This is a genomic window from Streptosporangium sp. DT93, assembly GCF_049844535.1.
Classification (GTDB): Bacteria; Actinomycetota; Actinomycetes; order Streptosporangiales; family Streptosporangiaceae; genus Streptosporangium.
Genome location: NZ_JBNCLF010000025.1, coordinates 1 through 19,470 on the forward strand (window position 1 = coordinate 1; position 19,470 = coordinate 19,470).

The 19,470-nt window shown below is 73.7% G+C and carries 19 protein-coding genes; 8 read left to right on the top strand and 11 right to left on the bottom strand.

Going from position 1 to position 19,470, the window contains the following annotated elements; translation table 11 throughout:
* Positions 1–169 precede the first annotated feature (169 nt).
* From ACLQ2R_RS34875 to ACLQ2R_RS34885, 3 genes are all read right to left on the bottom strand, one after another.
* Positions 170–613, bottom strand: a complete 444-nt coding sequence (locus ACLQ2R_RS34875) for a DUF4383 domain-containing protein (protein WP_425965684.1) — start codon at positions 611–613, stop codon at positions 170–172.
* A 570-nt stretch (positions 614–1,183) separates the two neighbouring features.
* Positions 1,184–2,392, bottom strand: a complete 1,209-nt coding sequence (locus tag ACLQ2R_RS34880; protein WP_425965685.1) for a class I SAM-dependent methyltransferase — start codon at positions 2,390–2,392, stop codon at positions 1,184–1,186.
* A 326-nt stretch (positions 2,393–2,718) separates the two neighbouring features.
* Positions 2,719–3,891 (bottom strand): UDP-N-acetylglucosamine--N-acetylmuramyl-(pentapeptide) pyrophosphoryl-undecaprenol N-acetylglucosamine transferase, encoded by a 1,173-nt coding sequence (locus ACLQ2R_RS34885; protein WP_425965686.1) that lies wholly within the window; start codon positions 3,889–3,891, stop codon positions 2,719–2,721.
* A 240-nt stretch (positions 3,892–4,131) separates the two neighbouring features.
* Between ACLQ2R_RS34885 and ACLQ2R_RS34890 the strand changes: the two genes are divergently transcribed.
* Together ACLQ2R_RS34890 and ACLQ2R_RS34895 are read left to right on the top strand one after the other, a co-directional pair.
* Positions 4,132–5,355, top strand: coding sequence for a leucine-rich repeat domain-containing protein (locus tag ACLQ2R_RS34890; protein WP_425965687.1), 1,224 nt, complete (start codon positions 4,132–4,134; stop codon positions 5,353–5,355).
* Positions 5,356–5,395: 40 nt separating this feature from the next.
* Positions 5,396–6,214, top strand: coding sequence for an NAD(P)H-binding protein (locus tag ACLQ2R_RS34895; RefSeq protein WP_425965688.1), 819 nt, complete (start codon positions 5,396–5,398; stop codon positions 6,212–6,214).
* Positions 6,215–6,291: 77 nt separating this feature from the next.
* Here ACLQ2R_RS34895 and ACLQ2R_RS34900 read toward each other — a convergent pair whose 3' ends face one another.
* The 3 genes from ACLQ2R_RS34900 to ACLQ2R_RS34910 all read right to left on the bottom strand — a co-directional run bounded on the left by ACLQ2R_RS34900 (position 6,292) and on the right by ACLQ2R_RS34910 (position 9,064).
* Entirely contained in the window at positions 6,292–7,392 is a 1,101-nt protein-coding gene (locus ACLQ2R_RS34900; protein WP_425965689.1) for a winged helix DNA-binding domain-containing protein, read from the bottom strand.
* A 96-nt stretch (positions 7,393–7,488) separates the two neighbouring features.
* Complete coding sequence (locus ACLQ2R_RS34905) at positions 7,489–8,175, bottom strand: GNAT family N-acetyltransferase (RefSeq protein ID WP_425965690.1); 687 nt, start codon at positions 8,173–8,175, stop codon at positions 7,489–7,491.
* 343 nt (positions 8,176–8,518) lie between these two features.
* On the bottom strand, positions 8,519–9,064 hold the full coding sequence (locus tag ACLQ2R_RS34910; RefSeq protein WP_425965691.1) for an MOSC domain-containing protein: 546 nt from the start codon (positions 9,062–9,064) through the stop codon (positions 8,519–8,521).
* Between the two features lie 111 nt (positions 9,065–9,175).
* Here ACLQ2R_RS34910 and ACLQ2R_RS34915 point away from each other — a divergent pair, with 111 nt between their 5' ends.
* Together ACLQ2R_RS34915 and ACLQ2R_RS34920 are read left to right on the top strand one after the other, a co-directional pair.
* Positions 9,176–10,174, top strand: a complete 999-nt coding sequence (locus tag ACLQ2R_RS34915; RefSeq protein ID WP_425965692.1) for a tyrosine-type recombinase/integrase — start codon at positions 9,176–9,178, stop codon at positions 10,172–10,174.
* A gap of 233 nt (positions 10,175–10,407) precedes the next feature.
* Entirely contained in the window at positions 10,408–11,118 is a 711-nt protein-coding gene (locus ACLQ2R_RS34920) for a hypothetical protein (RefSeq protein WP_425965693.1), read from the top strand.
* A 90-nt stretch (positions 11,119–11,208) separates the two neighbouring features.
* Here ACLQ2R_RS34920 and ACLQ2R_RS34925 read toward each other — a convergent pair whose 3' ends face one another.
* The 3 genes from ACLQ2R_RS34925 to ACLQ2R_RS34935 are packed head-to-tail and all read right to left on the bottom strand — an operon-like array spanning position 11,209 to position 13,346.
* Positions 11,209–12,072, bottom strand: coding sequence for an ABC transporter permease (locus ACLQ2R_RS34925; protein ID WP_425965694.1), 864 nt, complete (start codon positions 12,070–12,072; stop codon positions 11,209–11,211).
* Positions 12,062–12,985: an ABC transporter permease gene (locus ACLQ2R_RS34930; RefSeq protein WP_425965695.1), complete on the bottom strand. Its 924-nt coding sequence runs from the start codon at positions 12,983–12,985 to the stop codon at positions 12,062–12,064. The genes ACLQ2R_RS34925 and ACLQ2R_RS34930 overlap by 11 nt, the downstream gene beginning before the upstream one ends.
* Positions 12,921–13,346 carry an ATP-binding cassette domain-containing protein gene (locus ACLQ2R_RS34935; protein WP_425965696.1) on the bottom strand — a complete coding sequence of 142 codons (426 nt, stop codon included), beginning with the start codon at positions 13,344–13,346 and terminating at the stop codon, positions 12,921–12,923. Before ACLQ2R_RS34935 ends, ACLQ2R_RS34930 begins: the two co-directional genes overlap by 65 nt.
* A 41-nt stretch (positions 13,347–13,387) precedes the next feature.
* Between ACLQ2R_RS34935 and ACLQ2R_RS34940 the strand changes: the two genes are divergently transcribed.
* The 3 genes from ACLQ2R_RS34940 to ACLQ2R_RS34950 all read left to right on the top strand — a co-directional run bounded on the left by ACLQ2R_RS34940 (position 13,388) and on the right by ACLQ2R_RS34950 (position 16,991).
* Positions 13,388–14,005 (top strand): NUDIX hydrolase, encoded by a 618-nt coding sequence (locus ACLQ2R_RS34940; RefSeq protein ID WP_425965776.1) that lies wholly within the window; start codon positions 13,388–13,390, stop codon positions 14,003–14,005.
* Positions 14,006–14,629: 624 nt separating this feature from the next.
* On the top strand, positions 14,630–15,280 hold the full coding sequence (locus ACLQ2R_RS34945; protein ID WP_425965697.1) for a lysophospholipid acyltransferase family protein: 651 nt from the start codon (positions 14,630–14,632) through the stop codon (positions 15,278–15,280).
* A 79-nt stretch (positions 15,281–15,359) separates the two neighbouring features.
* Positions 15,360–16,991, top strand: coding sequence for a penicillin-binding transpeptidase domain-containing protein (locus ACLQ2R_RS34950; RefSeq protein ID WP_425965698.1), 1,632 nt, complete (start codon positions 15,360–15,362; stop codon positions 16,989–16,991).
* Between the two features lie 111 nt (positions 16,992–17,102).
* Here the strand turns inward: ACLQ2R_RS34950 and ACLQ2R_RS34955 are convergent, their stop codons facing one another.
* Both ACLQ2R_RS34955 and tuf read right to left on the bottom strand, forming a co-directional pair.
* Positions 17,103–17,390 (bottom strand): DUF3040 domain-containing protein, encoded by a 288-nt coding sequence (locus ACLQ2R_RS34955; RefSeq protein ID WP_425965699.1) that lies wholly within the window; start codon positions 17,388–17,390, stop codon positions 17,103–17,105.
* 365 nt (positions 17,391–17,755) lie between these two features.
* A complete protein-coding gene (tuf, locus tag ACLQ2R_RS34960) occupies positions 17,756–18,928 on the bottom strand; it encodes an elongation factor Tu (RefSeq protein ID WP_425965700.1) in 1,173 nt (390 codons plus the stop codon).
* 345 nt (positions 18,929–19,273) lie between these two features.
* Here tuf and ACLQ2R_RS34965 point away from each other — a divergent pair, with 345 nt between their 5' ends.
* Entirely contained in the window at positions 19,274–19,465 is a 192-nt protein-coding gene (locus tag ACLQ2R_RS34965; RefSeq protein WP_425965701.1) for a hypothetical protein, read from the top strand.
* The last annotated feature ends 5 nt before the right edge of the window (positions 19,466–19,470 follow it).

A 19,470-nucleotide genomic window follows, 5' to 3' on the forward strand; every position in this document is an offset into this window, starting at 1 on the left:
GGGGGGGGGGGGGGGGGGGGGGGGGGGGGGGGGGGGGGGGGGGGGGGGGGGGGGGGGGGGGGGGGGGGGGGGGGGGGCCGGGCGGGGGGGGGGGGGGGGGGGGGGGGGCCCGGGGGGGCCCCCCCCCCCCCCCCCACCGTGGTCCCCGCCGGGCCGGGTGCTCGCCCCCCTAGTGGTGGGAGGCGTGGTTACGGCGGGAGAGCAGCACGCCCAGGGCGATCATGCCGATGCCCAGGAGCAGGTGCAGCCAGTTGTCGGCGCCGTTGAGCGGGACGAAGTTGGCGTCGGTGTCGTGGCCGACGAGCATGCCGTAGATCCACAGCAGCAGGTAGACGACCCCGCCGCCGACGAGGTAGTTACGAGCCCCTCCACGGGTGCGGGAGAGGACGATACCGGCGACACCGAAGAGCAGGTGCACGATGTTGTGCAGGATGGACACCTGGAAGATGCCCAGCAGCAGCGCCTCGGACTCGTGCCCGGCGAATTCCATGCTGTCGTAGTTGGTGGTTATGCCCGGGATGAACCCCAGTACTCCCACCAGCAGGAACACCACCCCGACGGCCAGAGCGGCCTGCTGGAGGCGGGTCTTCCCGGTACGTGACGCGGTGCTCATGAGTTCTCCTTGGATGTGGCGTGGCGGCGCCGCCCTCGCCCGGAGCGGACTCCGGAGAGGGGGCGCGTACGGGGGGCGGCCGTGATCTCCATGGAGTCCACGAGGATCACGCCGTGCTCGGCCGAGCGCGGAGCACACTCTTCCGTGGTCGTGGCGGGGAGGCCGCGTGAGCCGACGGCGGCGGCGAGGCGGGCCTCACCGCGCGCCACGGCGACGTGACCGCCGGCGCCGGCACACGATCTCAACTCACCATCCCTTTCGAGTGCGTCGTCACAGGGGCGCGTACCGCTCTCCTGCCGAGCCGCTCCCGTACCCGGGCGTCGCATCTCAAACCTGCCCGCGCGAGCCGATGGGGGCGGGCCCCCGTCCCGCGCCGGGCACGTTTCAGGACACGGCCGGTCGGGGCAGGAGTGCCCGGCCGCCGCCGTCCCGGAAACCCGCCCATCGCGTCGGCGGGGGAGCGTCCCGACGGTCCGCCAGGCGTTTCCCGGCACGGCCGTGGCGGCCCTCGGCGGCGGTTCTCGAGGGCGGCCCTGACGGTGGTCCTGGCGGTGGTCCTGACGGTGGCCCTCAGTGGCGGACGGCCGTGAAGAGGGCGTAGCTGATCTGCGGGATCTGGCCGAAGCGCCGGTACATCTCCCTGCGGGCGGTCGGGCGTTCGGAGGCCTCACCGGCCGGACCGGTCGCGCGGGCCGGGAGAACGTCGTCCACCTGATCAAACGATCGGCTGATGTTCGCCCATATATCGTGAAAAATCTCGATCTTGAGTCCGGCCTGGTCCATCCGCCGGTAGAGATCATCCGCGGTGGGCAGGAAACGGACGTCGAAGTCGTGGGCGAAGCGTTCCGTCTCCTCGCCCGGGAGCGGCTCCAGCAGGTACCACTCCCCCACCACGAAGCGCCCGCCCGGCCGCAGCACCCTGGCGATCTCGTCCAGGGCCGCCGACGGGTTCTCCAGGTGCGCCAGCGCCTCGATCGCGTACGCCGCGTCGAAGGAGTCGTCCTCGAAGGGCAGCCACATCGCGTCGGCGAGCCGGAAGTCGGCCTGGCCCACGCCCTCGCCCGCCTCCGGGCGGGACCGGGCGAGCCGCACCTGGTACTCGCTGAGCGTGACCCCGGCGACGTGGACGTCGCGGGCCGTGGCGATACGCACGGCGGGCCTGCCGGTGCCCGAGCCCACGTCCAGGACGTGGTCCCCCGGCAGGACCTCCAGCCGCTCGGCCACCAGGTCGGTGAGGCGGTCCGTCGCCTCGCCCGCGGACGCCTCGTCGTACTCGTCGGTCCAGTAACCGGCGTGCAGGTTGCCGCCGAACGCGTCCGCGCGGCCCTCGGGCACACCGGCCGGGGAGCCGGAGGCGCCGGCCCGGGAACCGGACGTGTCCGCCCAGAAACCGGACACGCTGTCGTGCGCGCCGGACGTGTCGGCCGGGAAACCGGCCGCACCGCTCCACACGCCGGACGCGTCCTCGCGGGAACCGGCCGTGCCGGCCCACACATCGGACGCGTCGTCACGGGAACCGGCCGTATCGGCCCACACATCGGACGCGTCGTCACGGGAACCGGCCGTATCGGCCCACACATCGGACGCGTCGTCATCGGAGTCGGCCGTGTCGGTCATGTCGATCGTGTCGGTCGTGTCGGTCGTGTCGGCCCACAGGCCGGACGTGCCGGCCCACATGCCGGGCTCGCCGGGCGCGCCGGGCGCTTCGTCATGGGAACCGGCGAGGCGGTCGTGGGTCCCGCCGGTCTCCTCGGGTGAGGATCTCTCCTGCCGCGTCATAGTCAACTGCCTCTCAGGGGCGGTCCGCATGAGGTTCCGCGACGGGAAGGGACGGCGAGAGGCGTGCCTGTCCGGCCTCACCCGGTCACCCCGGCAGCCCGCGCCCGGCCGGGGGTCTCCGATCACGGGGCGGGCGCCCGCCGTACCACGTTCCCGGCTTCACCGCACTTCACGTGGTGCGGTCGCCAGATTACTCAGAGCGCACACCGGGAGTTGCGGCACACCCGGGGCATGTTCGGTAAATCTTCGTTCACGGGATAGGGCAGGTCAGAGCGGCGTACTCTCCCCGCCCTCCCCTGGACCCGGGCCGGTACGCCACCGGCGCCTCAGCGGCCCCCGGCTCCGGCCCCGGCCTCCTCCAGGAGCACCCGGGCCAGCGTGTCGGCGGCGTCGACGCGGCCGAGGGCGCCCGCGGCGGCGGCCACGGCGGCGCGGGCCCGCGGGTCCCTCAGCAGCGCGTCCAGCTCGGCCATCAGGTGCTCGGCCGCGGGGCCGTTCTCCAGCAGCGCGCGGGCGGCGCCCGCCTCGGCCAGGTAGCGGGCGTTCTGGCGCTGCTCGTCGGCCGCGGAGGGCACCAGCGGGATCAGGACGGACGCCTTGCCCACCGCGGTCAGTTCGGCGACGGTCCCGGCGCCGCTGCGCGAGACCACGACGTCGGCGACGGCGAACACGTCGGCCAGCTCCGCGCCGACGTAGGGCACCGGGCGGTAGCGGTCGCGCATCCATCCGGGCAGGGCGTCCGCGGCGCGGGTGAGCTGGCCGATCCAGTCGGGGCCGCACTGGTGGAGCACCTGGGCCCGGCCGAGCAGGTCGGGCAGGATCGTCTCGATCATGGTGTTGATCTGGCGGCTCCCCTGGGCGCCGCCGGTCACGTAGACCACCGGCAGGTCGGGCGAGAGCCCGAAGTGGCGCCGCGCGGCGTCGACGTTGCCGCGCAGCAGCGCGGGCCGGACCGGGTTGCCGGTGACGACGGCGCGGTCGCGCACGGAGGCGGGCAGGTGCTCGATCGAGGAGGGGTGGGTGAGCGCGATCCGCCGCGCGAAGCGCGACAGGATGCGGTTGGCCAGCCCGAGGGAGGTGATCTGCTCGTGCATCACCAGCGGGCGGCCCAATACCCGGGAGGCCACGCCCAGCGGCACGCAGACGTACCCGCCGGTGGACAGCACCACGTCGGGGCGGTAGCGGGCGGCGATGCCGAAGGCCTGGAACACCCCGACCGGGATGCGGAACATGTCCGCCAGGTTGGTGAGCAGCTCGCGCGGGTTGGGCGACCGCCTGAGCTTGCCCGCCTTGATGGCCCGGAACGCGATGCCGTGCTCGGCCGCGACGCGGGCCTCCAGGCCGGTCGCCGTACCGACCCAGAGCACGTCCAGGTCCAGGCCGCGCGCGGCGGCGTGGTCACGCAGGGCGGCGACGGTGGTCAGCGCGGGATAGGTGTGACCACCGGTCCCGCCTCCGGTGACGAGCAACCGCAGGGTCCGGCGATGTCCGGCCTCCATGTCTGTCCTTCCTTCGCCGTCGCGGCGGCCTTCCGCCGTGACGGTCGTTCGTGACGGTCGTTCCCGAGGGTCGTACCGGAGTGCTCCGGAGCCCCGGGCACGGTACCCGAGGCGGCCGCGAAGATCCACTTCGCCCTCCGTCGCGAGACGGCCGCCTCGCGCGTCCTTCCGACACGCCCGCCGTCCGGGAGCGTCGGTCGATCGGGCCTGTGGATTCGCCGTGATGAGTACGGTATGTGAATGGATCTGACGGAAGAGCATTTCTCCGGGGCGTCGGAGCGTCTCGGTGACGCGCTGGCGATGCTCCAGAAACAGGCCGGGGCGGGTGCGGAGGCACTCGGCTACTTCGGCGACATCGCACACGAGCTGGACGCGATCGGATCCTGGTTACGGCGCCCGGCCCAGGCACGGGAGTGGCCGCAGCACATCATGCCCCCCGTCTACGGCCTGCTGTTCGCCCAGGCGTGGGAGCTGGCGTTCCCCGACCACGAGCCCCCGGCCTTCCCCGACGGCACCGAGCGGACCGAGGCGGGCTGGACGGTGCACCGGGCCACCGTCTGGTACGGCGACACCTACGTCCCCGGCTGGCTCGACCTGAAGGCGCCGCTGATCGTGATCGGCCACCTGTCGGTGGAGGGACTGCTCGACGACGGCGACGCCTCCGAGAGCTACCTCGCGGTGGCCGGCGACGTGCGGGCCCGCGCGATCCACAGCGCGGCCGACCACCTGGTCCTCGGCACCCTCTCGGCGGACGTGGTCTTCTGCTCGGGCAACGACGGGGTCCTGGTCACCGGCGGGGACGTCATGGCCGACCTGTTCGTCCCCGCCGAGCACGCCTACGCCCACTACGGCCGCCTGCGGGCCGGGGTCGTCGGCGCGGGCGACCGGGCCGACGTGGTGGCCGAGCGGCTGGCGCCGTGGCTGCCCTCGGGCTACGTACGCCTCGGCTCGCCCGGCGACCCGATCGACAGGTGGCGCGTCCTGCAGGAGGCGGGGGCGGGACGCTCGCCGATGCTCGCCCAGCCCCGGCCGGTGGTGTTCCCGCCCCCGGCGCTGCTGCTCGCCGCCCTGGCCGCGCCCGCCGGGGTGAGCGAACTGGACCTGTCCGGCAGCCGCCTGCACCGCGTTCCCGAGGACATCTCGGCCCTGACCACGCTGACCCGGCTGGACCTGGAGCAGACACCGCTGACCGTCCTGGAGGGCATCCAGGGACTGCGCGCCCTGGAACACCTGTCGATCAGGAACACCCCGGTGCGGTCGCTGGCGCCGCTGCAGGCACTTCGCGAGCTCCGCCATCTGGACGTCTCCTACTGCGCCGACGTCCAGGACTGGGCCGTCCTGCTGGACCTGACCGCGCTCGACACGCTCGTCGCGCACGGCTGCACCCTCCCCTCCCAGGTACGCGCGCAGCTCCTGGCCAGGTTCGGCGAGCGGATCATCGGGCAGGGGCCGCCCCCGGTGTGACGGCCGGATTCTGTCGGTGGCGGATGGTTGGGTGGCGGTCATGACTGAGCGACCCATACTGGTCCTGGGAGCCACCGGCTCCACCGGCCGCCGGGTGGCGGCCCTGCTGCGGGCCGCCGGGCATCCTGTGCGCGCCGCCTCCCGCGGCGGCGAGGTGCGCTTCGACTGGACCCGGCCGGACACCTGGAGACCCGCCCTGGACGGCGTGTCGAAGATGTATCTCATGGCCCCCCACGAGCAGCCGGTCGACCCGGCCTTCGTGGCGTGCGCGGTGGAGCGGGGCGTGCAGCGCATCGTGCTGCTGTCCAGTGCCGCCATCGAGGCGATGGGCGACGAGCGCCTGACGGCCGCCGAGCGGACGGTCCGCGAGTCGGGCACGGCCTGGACCATCCTGCGGCCGAGCTGGTTCGCCCAGAACTTCGACGAGGGGTTCCTCCGCGAGGCCGTCATGGCCGGTGAGCTCGCGCTCCCGCTGGGCGACCTGCGCCAGGCGTTCGTCGACGCCGACGACATCGCCGCGGTCGCGGTGGCGGCCCTGACGACGACCGGCCACGCCGGGCGGAGGTACGAGCTGACCGGCCCCGCCGCCCTGTCGTTCGCCGAGGCGACGGCGATCGTCGCCGGGGCCTCCGGCCGGCCGGTGCGCTTCCTGGGGACGGACGAGGCGTATCTCGACGCGCAGGAGGCCATGGGCCGTCCCCGCGCCGAGGCGGAGGCCGAGGTCGAGGCGTTCGCCATGCTGCGCAAGCTCGGCGACGAGCGACCCGGCGACGTGGTGCGCAGGGTGACCGGGCGCGCCCCCAAGGGCTTCGAGGCGTACGCCGCCGAGGCCGCCGCCCGGGGCGCCTGGCGCGGCTGAACGACCGGCGGGCCGCCCCGCGAACCGGGAATCGGGAATCGGGAGCGGGGACCGGGAATCGGGAGCGCGAGGGCCGGTCAGGCGTCGTGCAGCCGGATGTCGCGGGAGGGCGCCGCCGGGGCCAGGAGGTCGAGCAGGCGCGCCCCCTCCGCCTCCAGGTCCGCCCGTTCCCGATCGCTCACCGGCGCGAACAGCTCCACCTCCAGGACCGCCTCCCGTCGCCCGCGCGTCGCCTTCCACATGCCCCGCACGAAGCCGTCGACGAGCACCGTCGCCTTGACGATCCCGTTGATCGTGAAGATCCGCCGCCGGTACTCCTCCTCGCAGATCCGGGTCCTGGTCCGCCGCTCGAACGACAGCAGCGTGGTGTCGTACTCCGGCAGGTAGCGGACCGGGGCGGGGGTCTCCGGGTCGGGGCGCTCCGCCTCGGGAAGGTCGAACAGATTCACGCCCTCCTCGGTCGTGAAGCCCCGCAGGTCCATCTCGCGGACGACCTCCCCCAGCCGGGTCAGCCCCGACCACTGCTGGAGGTCCATCACCGTGGCGGGACCGTAGGCGGCGAGGTAGCGGCGGATCGCCTCCTCCATGCGGGGCCGCTCCGCCAGGGGCCGGCCCAGCCAGGCCTCGGCGGTGGTGTGGGCGGCCTGCCCGCCCACCCCCCAGATCCCCCGGGGCGGCACCTGCACCAGGGCCAGGGTGTTGCGCACCGCGCCGACCAGATCGGCGGCGGGAGCCTGCGGCCAGCGCTCGCCCAGCAGCGCGCCGAGCTCGCGGAAGGTCAGCGGGCGCTCCTGCACCAGCTTCCGCCCGGCCTCGGCCAGCTCGTCCGGGTCCACCCCCGCCAGGCCCCTGCCGTGCGTGCCGCGCAGGGCCCGCGTCAGCATCGGTTGCATCAGGGGGCGCAGGAACAGGCAGTCGCCGGCGGTGACCAGGTGGATGGTGGAGCGCATCAGCACGAGCCGGACCACCAGGCGCTCCTCGATCAGCCGGGCGAGGTCGCCGGGGACGAACCCGGCCAGCCGGGTCCACAACCCGATGTAGGGAGGGTCGGGCGCCTGGGCCTGCATGCCGTACAGGTGCCCGACCGCCTCCAGCGCGGAGAGCTCGGCGCGGGCCAGGAGCAGCTGCCGATCCAGGGTGGCGCGGTTCAGCGCGCGCCGGCCGAGCACCTCGGGCATACGTTTCCTCTCTCGCGGCGCCCCACGGTCCTCTCCCGAAGCGCCCTCACGGCCGAAGCCGGGGGCTTCCTCGGCGGGACGGGGCGCATCCGGACGTCACAGGGCCGGGGGCACCCAGACGTACGGCGTGGTCGTGGTGATCGCCTCCATGCCCAGCCTCGCCAGGATCGGGCCGCTGGCGCCGGTGGCGTCGACACGGACGAAGCGGAAACCCCGCGCCACCGCCAGCTCCGCCCGGTACGACACCATCGCCCGGTAGACACCCCGGCCCCGCCACTCCTTGAGGGTCGAACCACCCCACAGCGAGACGAAATCCGTGCCCTCGTGGAAACGCACCCACGCCGCGCACACCACCCGCCCGCCCGCCTCGGCCACCACCACCGCGCACGGATCCCCGGGGCCCGCGATCTCGCGCTCCAGCATGCCGGGCAACCAGCCGTGGTCGGCGTCCCAGACCGTCTCCTCCAGCTCGCGGATGCGCTCCAGATCCTCGCGCCCGGCGACCTCCCGCAGCCGTACCCCGGCGGGCGGGGGGTGGGCGCCGGCCGGCTCGGCGACCGGCCCGACGAACAACGTCTCGCGCTCCCGCGGCTCGAACCCGGCGGCGGCGAGCCGTTCCGGCAGGTCGGCGGGCAGGTCGTAGGCGTGGTACTGCCACTCCACCTCCCGCCCGATCCGGGTGAAGAAATCCCGCTCGCGCGTGATGAGAAGGTCCAGCTCCTCACCGTCCAGCCCGCCCAGATCGCGGTAGGACAGCAGTCCCTGGCCGTGACCGTTCGACACGGTCCGGAACAACGGCCCGATCCGCTGTGCGGTGCGGCCCGGTATCGGCCGCCCCCGGAGCCCGTCGTGATATGCCCGTAGGTAGGCGGAGGCCCGCGATGAGATGTCCATTACGGACAGCCAACCACAGACTCATCGCCGCCGACACGGCGTTGTCCCACCTCCGGGCCACTCCCCGTGCCGACCCGTGCCGACCCGTGCCGACCCGTGCCGACCCGGTGCCGCCGCGTGCGACCGCCCGCGTCATTTCCCGGATCGGCCCCGGGTCGGCCTTCTGCCGATCCCCGCACCGTTCCCGTGCCGGGAAAGGGCCACCGCCGCTCCCCGCGGGGGCAGGGCGACGTCAGACCCGCTTCAGCCGGCGGTGCGGGGGCGCGGGGAGCTCCACGCCGATCCGGTCGCCGGGGCGCACCTCGCCCCCCGACACCACCACGCCCATCACCCCGGCCCAGCGGACCTGCTCGCCCTCGGCGGTGCGCGCGGTCATCCGCCGGAGCAGGCCCGCCTGGAAGTTCTCGATCTGCCCGCACGGATTGCGCAGCCCGGTCACCTCCACGACGGCCTCCTCCCCCAGCCGCAGCAGCGTCCCCGCCGGCAGCTCCAGCAGGTCGACGCCGCGGGTGGTGATGTTCTCCCCCAGCTCGCAGGCCTCCACGGAGAACCCCTCGGCACGCAGCTCGTCGTGGAACTCGGCCGGGATCAGGTGGACCTGGCGGAGGTTGGGCCGGGTGGGGTCCTGGGCCACGCGCGAGCGGTGCTGCACGGTGATTCCCAGGTGCGCGTCCCCCTCCACCCCCAGCCCCTCCAGCAGCCGGATGGCGGGCTGCGCGGTCTTGCTGAAGTCGTGGGTGGCGCTGCGGGCGACCGCGGTCACCTCTGCGTTCGTCATACCGCGATCCTGCCCCGGCGTGCCCCGCGACGGAACCCCCTTCATGATCGTTTTCGTGGCGCGACGATCCCTTTACGATGTAGATCCACCGGGCGCGGTAGGGTCGGCACGGTGAGCGTGCCCGCCGTCCCCGCCTCGCCGAGCCCCGCCCTCGAACCGGCCCTCGAACCGGTCCTCGAACCCGCCCGCGACCCCTACCGGGTGTATCTGGACTCGCTGACCAGCGCGGAGTCCCGCCGTACCATGCGCGGCTGCCTCGACAGGCTCGCGGCGCTCGTCTCCGGCGGCGAGGCCGTCTCCGGCGCGGGGCGGCCCTGGCACCTGCTGCGCTACGAGCACACCGTGCGCCTGCGCGCCCTGATGACCGAACGCGGCTGGTCGCCCTCGTACGTCAACAAGCACCTGGTCGCGTTGCGCAGGGTGCTGCGCGAGGCCTGGCGGCTGGGTCTGATGACCGCGGAGGAGTACCAGCGCGCGGCCGATCTGCCGACCGTCGAGCACACCCGCCTGCCCACCGGCCAGCACGTCCCGCCGGAGGTGGTGGGCGCCGCGCTCGCCGCGTGCGACCGCGACGACTCCCCTGCCGGGGTCAGGGACGCGGCCCTGCTGGCGGCGCTGTACTCCACCGGCTGCCGCCGCGCCGAGATCGCCGGGCTCGCGCTGGGTGACTACGACCCCGGGTCGCGCTCGCTGCGGGTACGCGGCAAGCGCGACAAGGAACGGCTGGTCTACCTCACCACCGACGCCGTGGCCAGGATGGAACGCTGGCTGGCGGTACGCGGCCGTCCCGCGGGTGCCCTGTTCTGCCCGATCAGCAGGCTCGGCCGGTTGCGGATCCGGGACGGCGGGCCCGCGCCGATGACCGGGCAGGCCGTCGCCGACATCCTGGCCAGGCGGCTGGCCCAGGCGGGAGCGGCGGCGCGCACCCCGCACGACTTCCGGCGCACCTTCATCGGGGAGCTGCTGGACGCCGGGGTGGACCTGGCCACCGCCCAGGCCCTCGTCGGCCACTCCTCCCCCGCCACCACGGCGCGTTACGACCGGCGCCCCGAACGCCGCCGCCGCGAGGCGGTCGACAGGATCACCCTTCCCGCCCCCAGACCGCTCTGACCGCCGGCAGGGAGACGCCCCGGCCGCGCCCCCGCCGCGCCCCGAGCGCGCCCCGGGCGCCGATGCGGCCCCGAACCGGCCGCGCATCGGCCCCGGGCGGGCTCCGCGCCGGGCCCCGAAGCACCCCGGGCCGACCCCGGATCGGTCCCGGATCTCACCATGGTCCTCCGGGTACGCCGTAACTGTCGGTGGCGACCTTTACCATGAGCCATCTGAAGGAGGGATAGCCGCTCATGGTGGACGCGCTCAGGGTTTCACTGCTGGTCACTACCGATCTGCCGCCCGACACCGACCTGACCGAGTTCGGGGAGTTGCTGGTCGATTCGGTGCGCACGTTGCAGCGGGGCGAGGTGACCTACCCCGCGCTGCTGCGCGGCGGGGTGTTCTGGCTGGACCGGCCGTTGCCGCCGCCGGACGACGACGGGCTCGCCGTCGCGGCGACCGGGGAGCTGCGGTTCGCGGCGCTGCTGGGGCACCTGTCGGTCGCCTGCCCGCCGGGTTCCGCCAAGGAGACGGTGGCCGACGCGGGCCGGGCGATCACCACCGCCGTCGCCGCCCGGTACGGCGACCTGGGCAGCCCGCCCGCCGTGATGGCGATCCGCGGCGAGGACGTGCGCGAGCGCACCCCGGAGTCGGCCGTCCGCGTCGGCCCCGGCACCTCCGCCGAGCCCGTCCCCCACGCGCAGTCCGTCGCGCAGGCGCGGCCCGTCCCGCACGGGGAGTCCGTCTCACGGGCGCGGCCCGTCCCGCACGAAGAGTCCGTTCCGCGCGGGGAGTCCGTCCCTCATGGGGAGCCCGTCGCGCGCGGGGAGTCCGTCGCGCAGGCGCGGCCCGTCCCGCACGTGACGGCGCGGCCGGTGGTGCCGCCGGTGGCACCCCCTGCCCCATCGGCGGTTCCCCGGGAGAAGCCGGCGAGCGCGAGGACTCTGAGCACCTCCGCCTGAGCGCGACCGGCACGAGCCGCCTCCGGCCTCCGCCGGCACGAGCCGCCCCCGGGCTCCACCGGCACGGGCCGCCCCGGTCTCCGGAGCCCGTCAGGAGGGGGCGGGCGGGACGGGCGAGGACGCGGATGTGTCGTGCGCGGAAGCGGGCGAGGCAGGTGTGTCGTGCGCGGGCGCGGGCGGGACGGGTGTGTCGTGCGCGGGCGCGCGCCTGCGCCGGGCGAACACGGTCAGCAGACGCGGCGTGATCACCGAGATGATCAGCAGCAGGCCGGTGACGATCGACTGGATCTCGGTCGCCACGTCGTTGAGCATGAGCAGGTTGCGGATCAGGCCGATGAGCAGCACCCCGGCGAACAGCGAGCGCCCGAAGCCGGTGGCGTGCAGCACCACGCCGGTGACGGCGGCCAGCAGGACGAACAGCGCCACCGGGTACGGGATCGGCGTGCCCGGCACGTCGCCCACCGCCGGCTCGGTGTATCCCCGCGGGAACTCGGCGATGGCCCGGTCTCCCAGCACGACGTACGCGAGCCCGCGGTAGAGCGCCAGCGTGCCGATGGTGACGGCCAGCGAGGGCAGTCCGAGCCTGGTCACCAGCAGGCCGTTGACCAGCCCGCAGACCGCCCCGACGGCGACCACCAGCGGGATGATCGTCTCGATCGCCCAGCCGGCGTCCCAGAGGGCCCCGAGCAGGGCGCTGGACAGGCCCAGTACCGAGGCCACCGAGAGGTCGACCTCCGCGGCAACCACCAGCATGGTCATGGCCAGCGCGATCAGCGCGATCTCTCCCAGGTCGCCGAGCGCGAACGACAGGTTGCCGGCACTGGCGAAACCGGGCGATCCCGCCGAACCCGCCAGGAGGACGAGCACCAGCAGCAGGCCGACGAACACGTCCCAGTGCAGCAGGCGGCCGGGCGAGCCGCGGTCGGCCCGCGCGGTCCTCACGTCAGGAGCCATGCCGGGCGTTCCTCCTCCGCAGAACCCGCGCGACGCGCAGCGCGAGCAGCCGGTCGACGCTGATCGCCAGGAGCAGCAGCGCCCCGGTGATCGCCTGCTGCCAGAACGGGTTGACCCTGAGCACGACCAGCGCGCCGGTGATGGTGGTGAGCAGCAGCGCGCCGAGCGCCGCGCCGTACACGGTGCCGACCCCGCCGGTGATGGCCGCACCGCCGACGACGATGGCGCCGACCACCTGGAGCTCCCAGCCTCCTGCGGCGTCGGCGACCACGGTGCCGAACCGCGACAGCCACAGCACCCCGGCCAGCCCGGCCAGCGCGCCGCTGAAGAGGTAGGCCCCCATCACCCGGCGCCGTACCGGCACGCCCGCCAGGGTCGCGGCCTCGGGGCTGGAGCCGATGGCGTAGAGGTCCCTGCCGGAGGCGTAGGAACGCAGGTGGTACCCGACGGCCGGCATCACCACGACGGCGATCACCGGCAGGTACGGCACCCCGGCCACCGAGCCGTTGCCCAGCGACAGCAGCGACGGCGGCAGGTCGACGGCGTTGATCTGCCGCCCGTGGGCGATGTAGTGGCCGACGCCCTGGATCACGTACAGCGTGCCGAGGGTGACCACCAGGGCGGGCACCCGCCCGAAGCTGACCAGCAGCCCGTTGACCAGGCCGACGACCGAACCGGCCGACAGGTCGATGTTGCGGGTGATGACGACGACGGACTGCCCGACGGCGAGCAATACCAGGATGGAGGCGTTGAGGAAGATGTCCGTCAGGCCCTGCCCGGACAGGAAGTTGGCGTTGGTGCTCGCGGTCACCGCCACCAGGACGGCCAGGGCCGCCACGATGCTCAGCTCACGGGCCCGGAACACCAGGTCGACCAGGCTCCGGGGACTCCGCCGCGCGGTGACGGCGCTCACGGCCGGCCCGGGCGCGCATCGCCGCCCGGTCGATCCGGCCGAACGTGCGCCGGGGGTGGCGGCCGATGAAGATGTTCTCGGCGACCGCCAGGTCGGGGAACATCGCGGGCTCCTGGTGGATCACCGCCACCCCCGCCCGCTGGGCGTCGGCGGGACCCGTGAACTCCACCGGCTCGCCGTCCAGCAGGAGCCGCCCGCCGTCCGGGCGGTGCACCCCCGCCAGGATCTTGACCAACGTCGACTTGCCGGCCCCGTTCTCCCCGGCGAGCGCGTGCGCCTCACCGGCGTACAGGTCGAGGGAGACCTCGCGCAGGGCCCGCACGGCGCCGAACGCCTTGCTCACCCCGTCCAGCGCCAGCACGGGAACCCCTGGAGGCGGGAAGGTGTGCGATCGTGGCGGCCATGGCTCTTCCCGGCTACGACGAGCTCCGTCCCCGCATCGCCGCCAACCTCTCGGCGTTCCGGCGGCGGGGGGCCCTGCCGCTGGCCGACGGGCTGCGGCACGCCGCCGTCACCGTCTGCGTGCTCCAGGACGAGGCGGGGCGACCGTACACGGTCGTGATCAGGCGGTCCGCGCACGGCCGCAACGCCGGGCAGTGGGCGCTGCCCGGCGGACGCCTCGAGGACGGCGAGGACGCCCTGGCGGCGGCGGAGCGGGAGCTGGAGGAGGAGGTCTCGCTGCGGGGGGTGGAGGTGGCCGGGGTACTGGACGACTTCGTCACCGACTCGGGGTTCGTGATCACCCCGGTGGTCGCCTTCGGCGGGCGCCAGCGGCCTCACGGGGACCCCTACGAGGTGGCCTCGGTGCACCCGGTGCCGCTGGAGCGGTTCCTGGCGCCCGGGGTGCCGCGCTGGCGGATCGACGAGGAGGGACGGAGCCTGCTGCAGATGTGCCTGGGCCCCTCGATCGTGATCCACGCGCCCACCGGGGCGATTCTCTGGCAGTTCGCGGAGGTGGCTCTTCGGGGCCGTGACCTGCGGGTGGCCGGGGTCGCCCAGCCGCACTGGACACGCCGATGACCCCGGACCGGAATAAGCGGGGGTGAGGGTCGGTTAGAGTAGGCGTGCCGATGTGGTTTGTGTCCCCCGGGCCGCAAATTACCGCCTTCACGGAATACCGTTCGGCTGGAGCCGTGTTGTGCCTCTCGCCGAGGAGGCGACCGCCACATCGGCACTAAACGTCACGCCCCGCGAGCGCTCGTCCAGGCTCGCGGGGCGTTTCTCTTTCCCCGGGTGATCCCCGCCGCCCCAGGCGCCCCCGCCCGTCTCCGTCGGTGGCCCCTTCCCGGCCGCCCGACACCCCTCCGAGCCCGTCTCCGTCGGTGGCCCCTCCCGGGCCGTCCGACACCCCTCCGAAGCCCTGCACGACTCCCGGGGTCTTCCGCGAGGCTCCCGGGGCCCTCCGGGGCTCCTGAGGTCCCCCGAGGCTCCAGCCCCCTGGACCCCCGCGTCGTCCCGCGCTCGCCTCTTCCGGCCTCCGCGTGGCCCTCGGACGGGCGGAGGCTTTCGGTGGACTCGTCCGGGAACGAGCCGTGGCGTTGGAGGATGGCCACAAAGCCGGGAGCTCCGCTTGTGCTGGTACGCACAACCGTCCCGCGGGAGGGCACCGCTTAGGGTTGTGAACCCGTCCCATGAGGAGAGCCTGTGCTCTATCGCCTGACCAAGACCGTCAGCGCTCCGGTCCTGCACCTGCTCTGGCCGACCACGGTCACCGGGCACGAGCACGTTCCCGTCACGGGCCCGGCCATCATGGCCTCCAACCACCTCTCGATCCTCGACTCGACCTTCCTGCCGCTGGTGCTCAAGCGTCAGGTGCGCTTCGTCGCCAAGTCCGAGTACTTCACCGGCAACCCCGTCACCGCGCTGTGGATGCGCGCCACCGGTCAGATCAGCATCGACCGGCAGAGCCCCACCTCGGCCCAGGACATGCTGGACGCGGCGGCGGCGGCGCTCGGCAGGGGCGAGCTGTTCGGCATCTACCCCGAGGGCACCCGCTCCCCCGACGGCCGCCTCTACCGCGGCAAGGTCGGCGTCTCCTGGCTGGCCCTGGCCACCGGCGCGCCGGTGATCCCGGTGGCCATGGAGGGCACCGACAAGGTGCTGCCGATCGGCGCCACGAGGCCCCGGCTGGGCAGGGTGAACGTCCGCATCGGCAAGCCGATGACCTTCTCCGGTTCCGAGCGGAGCGCGCGCGACCGGCGCGCGGTCACGGACGAGATCATGGCGGCGATCCAGGAGCTCTCCGGCCAGGAGTACGCGTCGAGTTACGCACCCAGTCGCACACAGGACAAATGATCATTTATCGGCGGATGTCATGACAGCCGCGCTAGGCTGCCTCCCCTGAACGATCGGCGCACGGCGAACGGGGGATCAGATGGCACGGGGAAGGACGATCGCGATCACGTCGGTGGCCGTCGTACTGGTGGCGGGGGCCGCCGGGGGCGGCGCGTGGTGGTACCTGCACACCAGGGGCACCCCGCAGGAGACCGCGGGACTGTTCGCCCAGGCGTGGCAGAAGGGCGACCTGGCGGGCATGCGCGCCCAGCTGGGGGCGCCGGCCCCGGCGTTCGACGCGACGTACGAGGGCATGCGCAAGGCGCTGGGGGTGCAGGGCACCGTGGTGCGGCTGGACCAGGTGCGCGAGACCGGGGACGGAACCGGGCAGGCCGCCTACACCGCCACGCTGAACCTGAAGGACGTCGGCGAGTGGAGCTACTCCGGCACCGTGGACCTGGCGGTCGTCGACCGGCACTGGCGGGTGAGGTGGTCGCCGGGCGCCGTCCACCCGGACCTGACCGCGGCCACCTCCTTCGCGCTGCGGACGAAGTGGCCCGAGCGGGCCGCGATCACCTCCGCGGACGGCGACCGCGTCGACGTCCCCGGCGCGGGCGGCTCGGTGGGGCAGCTCGCCGGCTACCTGGAGAAGGCCACGGACAAGCAGGCCGCCAAGCTGGGGGCGCCGTACAGGGCGGGTGACACGGTCGGCGCGAGCGGGCTGCAGCAGAGGTTCCAGAAGCGCCTGGCCGGTACGCCGGACACCGAGATCCAGCTCGTCGGCGCGGACAGGAAGACCGTCAAGACCCTGGGCACGATCGACGGCGAGAAGGGTGAGGCGCTGGCGACCAGCCTGGACATGAAGGTCCAGCGGGCCGCGGTCGAGGCGGTCCGCGACCTGAGGAAGACCACGTCGCTGGTGGCGATCAGGCCCTCGTCGGGCGAGATGCTCGCGATGGTGAACAACGTGGGTGGCTTCAACCGGGCGCTGGACGGCAACTACCCGCCGGGCTCGACCTTCAAGGCGGTCACCGCGGTGGCGCTGCTGGGCGAGGGCATGAAGCCCGGCGACCGGGTCACCTGCCCCAAGGACGTCAAGGTCGGCGGGCTGCCGATCCGCAACTCCCACCACGCCGCCTACGGCTCGGTGTCGCTGTCGGACGCCTTCGCCCACTCCTGCAACACGACCTTCGCCCCTCTGACCAAGGAGCGGCTGGACGCCGGCACGCTGGTGGACACCGCCGAGCTGTTCGGTTTCAACACACCGCTCGACATCGGCGTCCCGGCCACCAAGGGCAGCTTCCCCAGGGCCGAGAGCGACGCGGAGCTGGCCGCCGAGTCCTTCGGGCAGGGCCGCATCACCGCCAGCCCGCTGCTGATGGCCTCGGTCGCGGCGGCGCTGGCCGACGGCACCTGGCGCCCGCCGACCCTCGTCCCCTCGCTGAAGCAGTCCGTGGAGCCGCGGGCGCTCCCCGAGGGGGTGCTTCCCGACATGCACCGGATGATGTCGGCCGTGGTCACCATGGGCACCGCCAAGGACGCGGGCCTGCCCCGGGGCACGCGCGGCAAGACCGGGACCGCCGAGTACGGCCCCCAGGGCGACCTGAAGACCCATGCCTGGTTCATCGGGTTCCGCGGGGACCTGGCCTTCGCGGTGATCGTGGAGGAGGGGTCGGGCGGCGGCGCGGTGGCCGCTCCGGTGGCGGCCGACTTCCTGCGCAACCTGGACTGACCGCGAAGGCCGCCCTGTGGCCCACGGCCCGCCGCTCACGCCCCGCCGCTCACGGCCCGTCGCCCGCGCCTCGGCGCGCGGGGACGGCCTGGCGGGAGGCAGGGGCGGTGATCACAGCGGAAGGGCCGCGACCGCCTCGTGACGCAGGACCATGATCAGAAGTGTGGCGATCAGGGTGGCGATCAGCAGCCAGCTGAACATGATGATGACCGTGGAGCGGCGGATACGCGCCGACGGGCGTTCGCGCCGTTTCCGGGCGGCGCGCCTGCGGCCACCACCCTCGTTGCGCTGGACCCGCTCGTTGAACGACTCCAGCCGCGCCGCGAGCCGTGGATCCTCGTCGACGAGGTAGCGCTCGATCTGCAGCAGCATGCGCTCTTCGTCTTGCGACCAGGCCATGCAGCACCTCCCCGGAACGCAAGCCGTGTGCGGACGTTCTGCCCAATCGTGAAGATCGTTATCCGTTCCGAGGGCGTTGATTTACCTCTTCTTTTCCCGGAGGCGATCAGAACACGGGATCATGCCCGCGCCGGGGGCCGGAAGGGCCTTGCCGCCGGGGTCGGGCGATTCCCAGCCTTCGGAACGATCTCGACATTCCACCGGGCCGGACGCCCCTGACCGTCTCCCGTCCACCCCGCGACACCGGTACGAACCAGACGGCCCGCCCCGCGACGACGCCGCGAACCAGGCCGTCCGCCCCACGGCGCCCGGAACGGGCCGGGCCGTCCGCCCGCGGCGCCCCCGCGGGGCGGACGGCCCGTTCCTCAGTCGAGCGGGGCCGTCACCGTGCCCGCGCCGACGGTCCTGCCGCCCTCGCGGATCGCGAAGCCCAGACCGGCCTCCAGGGCCACCGGCCTGCCCAGCTCGACCGTGACCTCGACCGTCTCGCCCGGCAGCGCGAGACCCGTGCCGCCCAGGTCCATCCGGCCCGGCACGTCGGTCGTCCGCAGGTAGAACTGCGGCCGGTAGCCCGTCGCGACGGCCGTGCTCCGCCCGCCCTCCGCCGCGGTCAGCAGGCGGACGGTGGCGGTGAGGAGCCGGTGGGCGCGCTGGGTGCCCGGCGCGGCCAGCACCTGGCCGCGCCGTACCTGCTCGCGGCGGACCCCGCGCAGCAGCAGCGCCGCGTTGTCCCCGGCCTCGCCCCGCTCCATGGTCCTGCCGAAGGTCTCGACCCCGGTGACGACCGCGGTGAACCCCTCGCCGAGCCCGACGGCCTGGACGGTGTCGCCGACCTTGACCGTGCCGCGCTCGATCGCCCCGGTGACGACCGTGCCCCGGCCGGTGACGGTGAGCGTGTTCTCCACCGGCAGCAGGAACGGCGCCCCGGTGTAGCGCACCGGCACCGGGACGTGGTCGTCGACGGCCTGGAGCAGCGCCTCGATCGAGGCCGTCCACTCCGCGTCGCCCGCCAGCGCCCGCAGCCCCGACACCCTGACCACGGGCGTGTCCCGGTAGCCGTGCTCGTCGAGCAGCTCGCGCAGCTCCAGCTCGACGAGGTCGGCCAGCTCCGGGTCGGCCCCGTCGGACTTGTTGAGCGCGACCACGACGTGCTCGACGCCGACCCGGCGCGCGAGCAGCACGTGCTCGCGGGTCTGCGGCATGATCCCGTCCAGCGCGGAGACCACCAGGATCGCCCCGTCGAGCTGCGCCGCCCCCGTGATCATGTTCTTCACGTAGTCGGCGTGGCCCGGCATGTCGACGTGCGCGTAGTGGCGCGTGGCCGTCTCGTACTCGACGTGCGAGATGTTGATGGTGATGCCCCGCGTCGCCTCCTCGGGGGCCCGGTCGATCCGGTCGAACGGGACGTAGGTCGCCCCGCCCCGCTCGCTGAGCACCTTGGTGATCGCCGCGGTCAGCGTGGTCTTGCCGTGGTCGACGTGTCCCATCGTGCCGATGTTGAGGTGCGGCTTGGTCCGCACGTAGGCCTGCTTGGCCATGATCGTTGTCTTTCCTGACGCTCGCCCGTGGCGGTGACCCGTGCTCGGCCGACCCCTCCCCGCCGGGTCACCTGGGACGCACGGGAAAGGGTCAGCGCTCCGCGCCGTCGAGCCGCTGCGCGGCGGGCGTCGAGGCACGCTCGGGCGCGCCCGCGGTGGCGGGCGTCACGAGGTCGGCGTGCCGGAACATGCGTCCATGGTCGGACGCGCCCCCGTACGGCCGCAACCGGTTTTCCCACGGCTGCGGCGAACGCCGGGACACGGGTGGCCGATGCCCGGAAGGGGTATCAAAAGCTCTGTATGCCTGATCATGGGCATCATCCGTCGAGCATCACGGGGGAAACGATGACGGACAGCAGGGATTCCAGGGACTCCGGCAAGGCCGCGAAGGTCTCCGGGAAGAGCAAGAAGGCGGCCATGAAGGCGTCGCGGTCGGCCAAGCAGGCGAAGAAGCAGTCGGGCGGGTCCGACACCAGGATGCCGGAGACGGGGCCGGCCCACCAGGGGGGACGGGACGGCCGGCCTCCGGGGGCGTGAAATCA

What these genes read in the sequence shown, in the direction of transcription:
- ACLQ2R_RS34875 (WP_425965684.1), bottom strand. Translation starts at nt 613, where the DNA reads ATGAGCACCGCGTCACGTACCGGGAAGACCCGCCTCCAGCAGGCCGCT.
- ACLQ2R_RS34880 (WP_425965685.1), bottom strand. Translation starts at nt 2,392, where the DNA reads ATGACGCGGCAGGAGAGATCCTCACCCGAGGAGACCGGCGGGACCCAC.
- ACLQ2R_RS34885 (WP_425965686.1), bottom strand. Translation starts at nt 3,891, where the DNA reads ATGGAGGCCGGACATCGCCGGACCCTGCGGTTGCTCGTCACCGGAGGC.
- ACLQ2R_RS34890 (WP_425965687.1), top strand. Translation starts at nt 4,132, where the DNA reads ATGGATCTGACGGAAGAGCATTTCTCCGGGGCGTCGGAGCGTCTCGGT.
- ACLQ2R_RS34895 (WP_425965688.1), top strand. Translation starts at nt 5,396, where the DNA reads ATGACTGAGCGACCCATACTGGTCCTGGGAGCCACCGGCTCCACCGGC.
- ACLQ2R_RS34900 (WP_425965689.1), bottom strand. Translation starts at nt 7,392, where the DNA reads ATGCCCGAGGTGCTCGGCCGGCGCGCGCTGAACCGCGCCACCCTGGAT.
- ACLQ2R_RS34910 (WP_425965691.1), bottom strand. Translation starts at nt 9,064, where the DNA reads ATGACGAACGCAGAGGTGACCGCGGTCGCCCGCAGCGCCACCCACGAC.
- ACLQ2R_RS34920 (WP_425965693.1), top strand. Translation starts at nt 10,408, where the DNA reads ATGGTGGACGCGCTCAGGGTTTCACTGCTGGTCACTACCGATCTGCCG.
- ACLQ2R_RS34925 (WP_425965694.1), bottom strand. Translation starts at nt 12,072, where the DNA reads ATGGCTCCTGACGTGAGGACCGCGCGGGCCGACCGCGGCTCGCCCGGC.
- ACLQ2R_RS34940 (WP_425965776.1), top strand. Translation starts at nt 13,388, where the DNA reads ATGGCTCTTCCCGGCTACGACGAGCTCCGTCCCCGCATCGCCGCCAAC.
- ACLQ2R_RS34950 (WP_425965698.1), top strand. Translation starts at nt 15,360, where the DNA reads ATGGCACGGGGAAGGACGATCGCGATCACGTCGGTGGCCGTCGTACTG.
- ACLQ2R_RS34955 (WP_425965699.1), bottom strand. Translation starts at nt 17,390, where the DNA reads ATGGCCTGGTCGCAAGACGAAGAGCGCATGCTGCTGCAGATCGAGCGC.
- tuf (WP_425965700.1), bottom strand. Translation starts at nt 18,928, where the DNA reads ATGGCCAAGCAGGCCTACGTGCGGACCAAGCCGCACCTCAACATCGGC.
- ACLQ2R_RS34965 (WP_425965701.1), top strand. Translation starts at nt 19,274, where the DNA reads ATGACGGACAGCAGGGATTCCAGGGACTCCGGCAAGGCCGCGAAGGTC.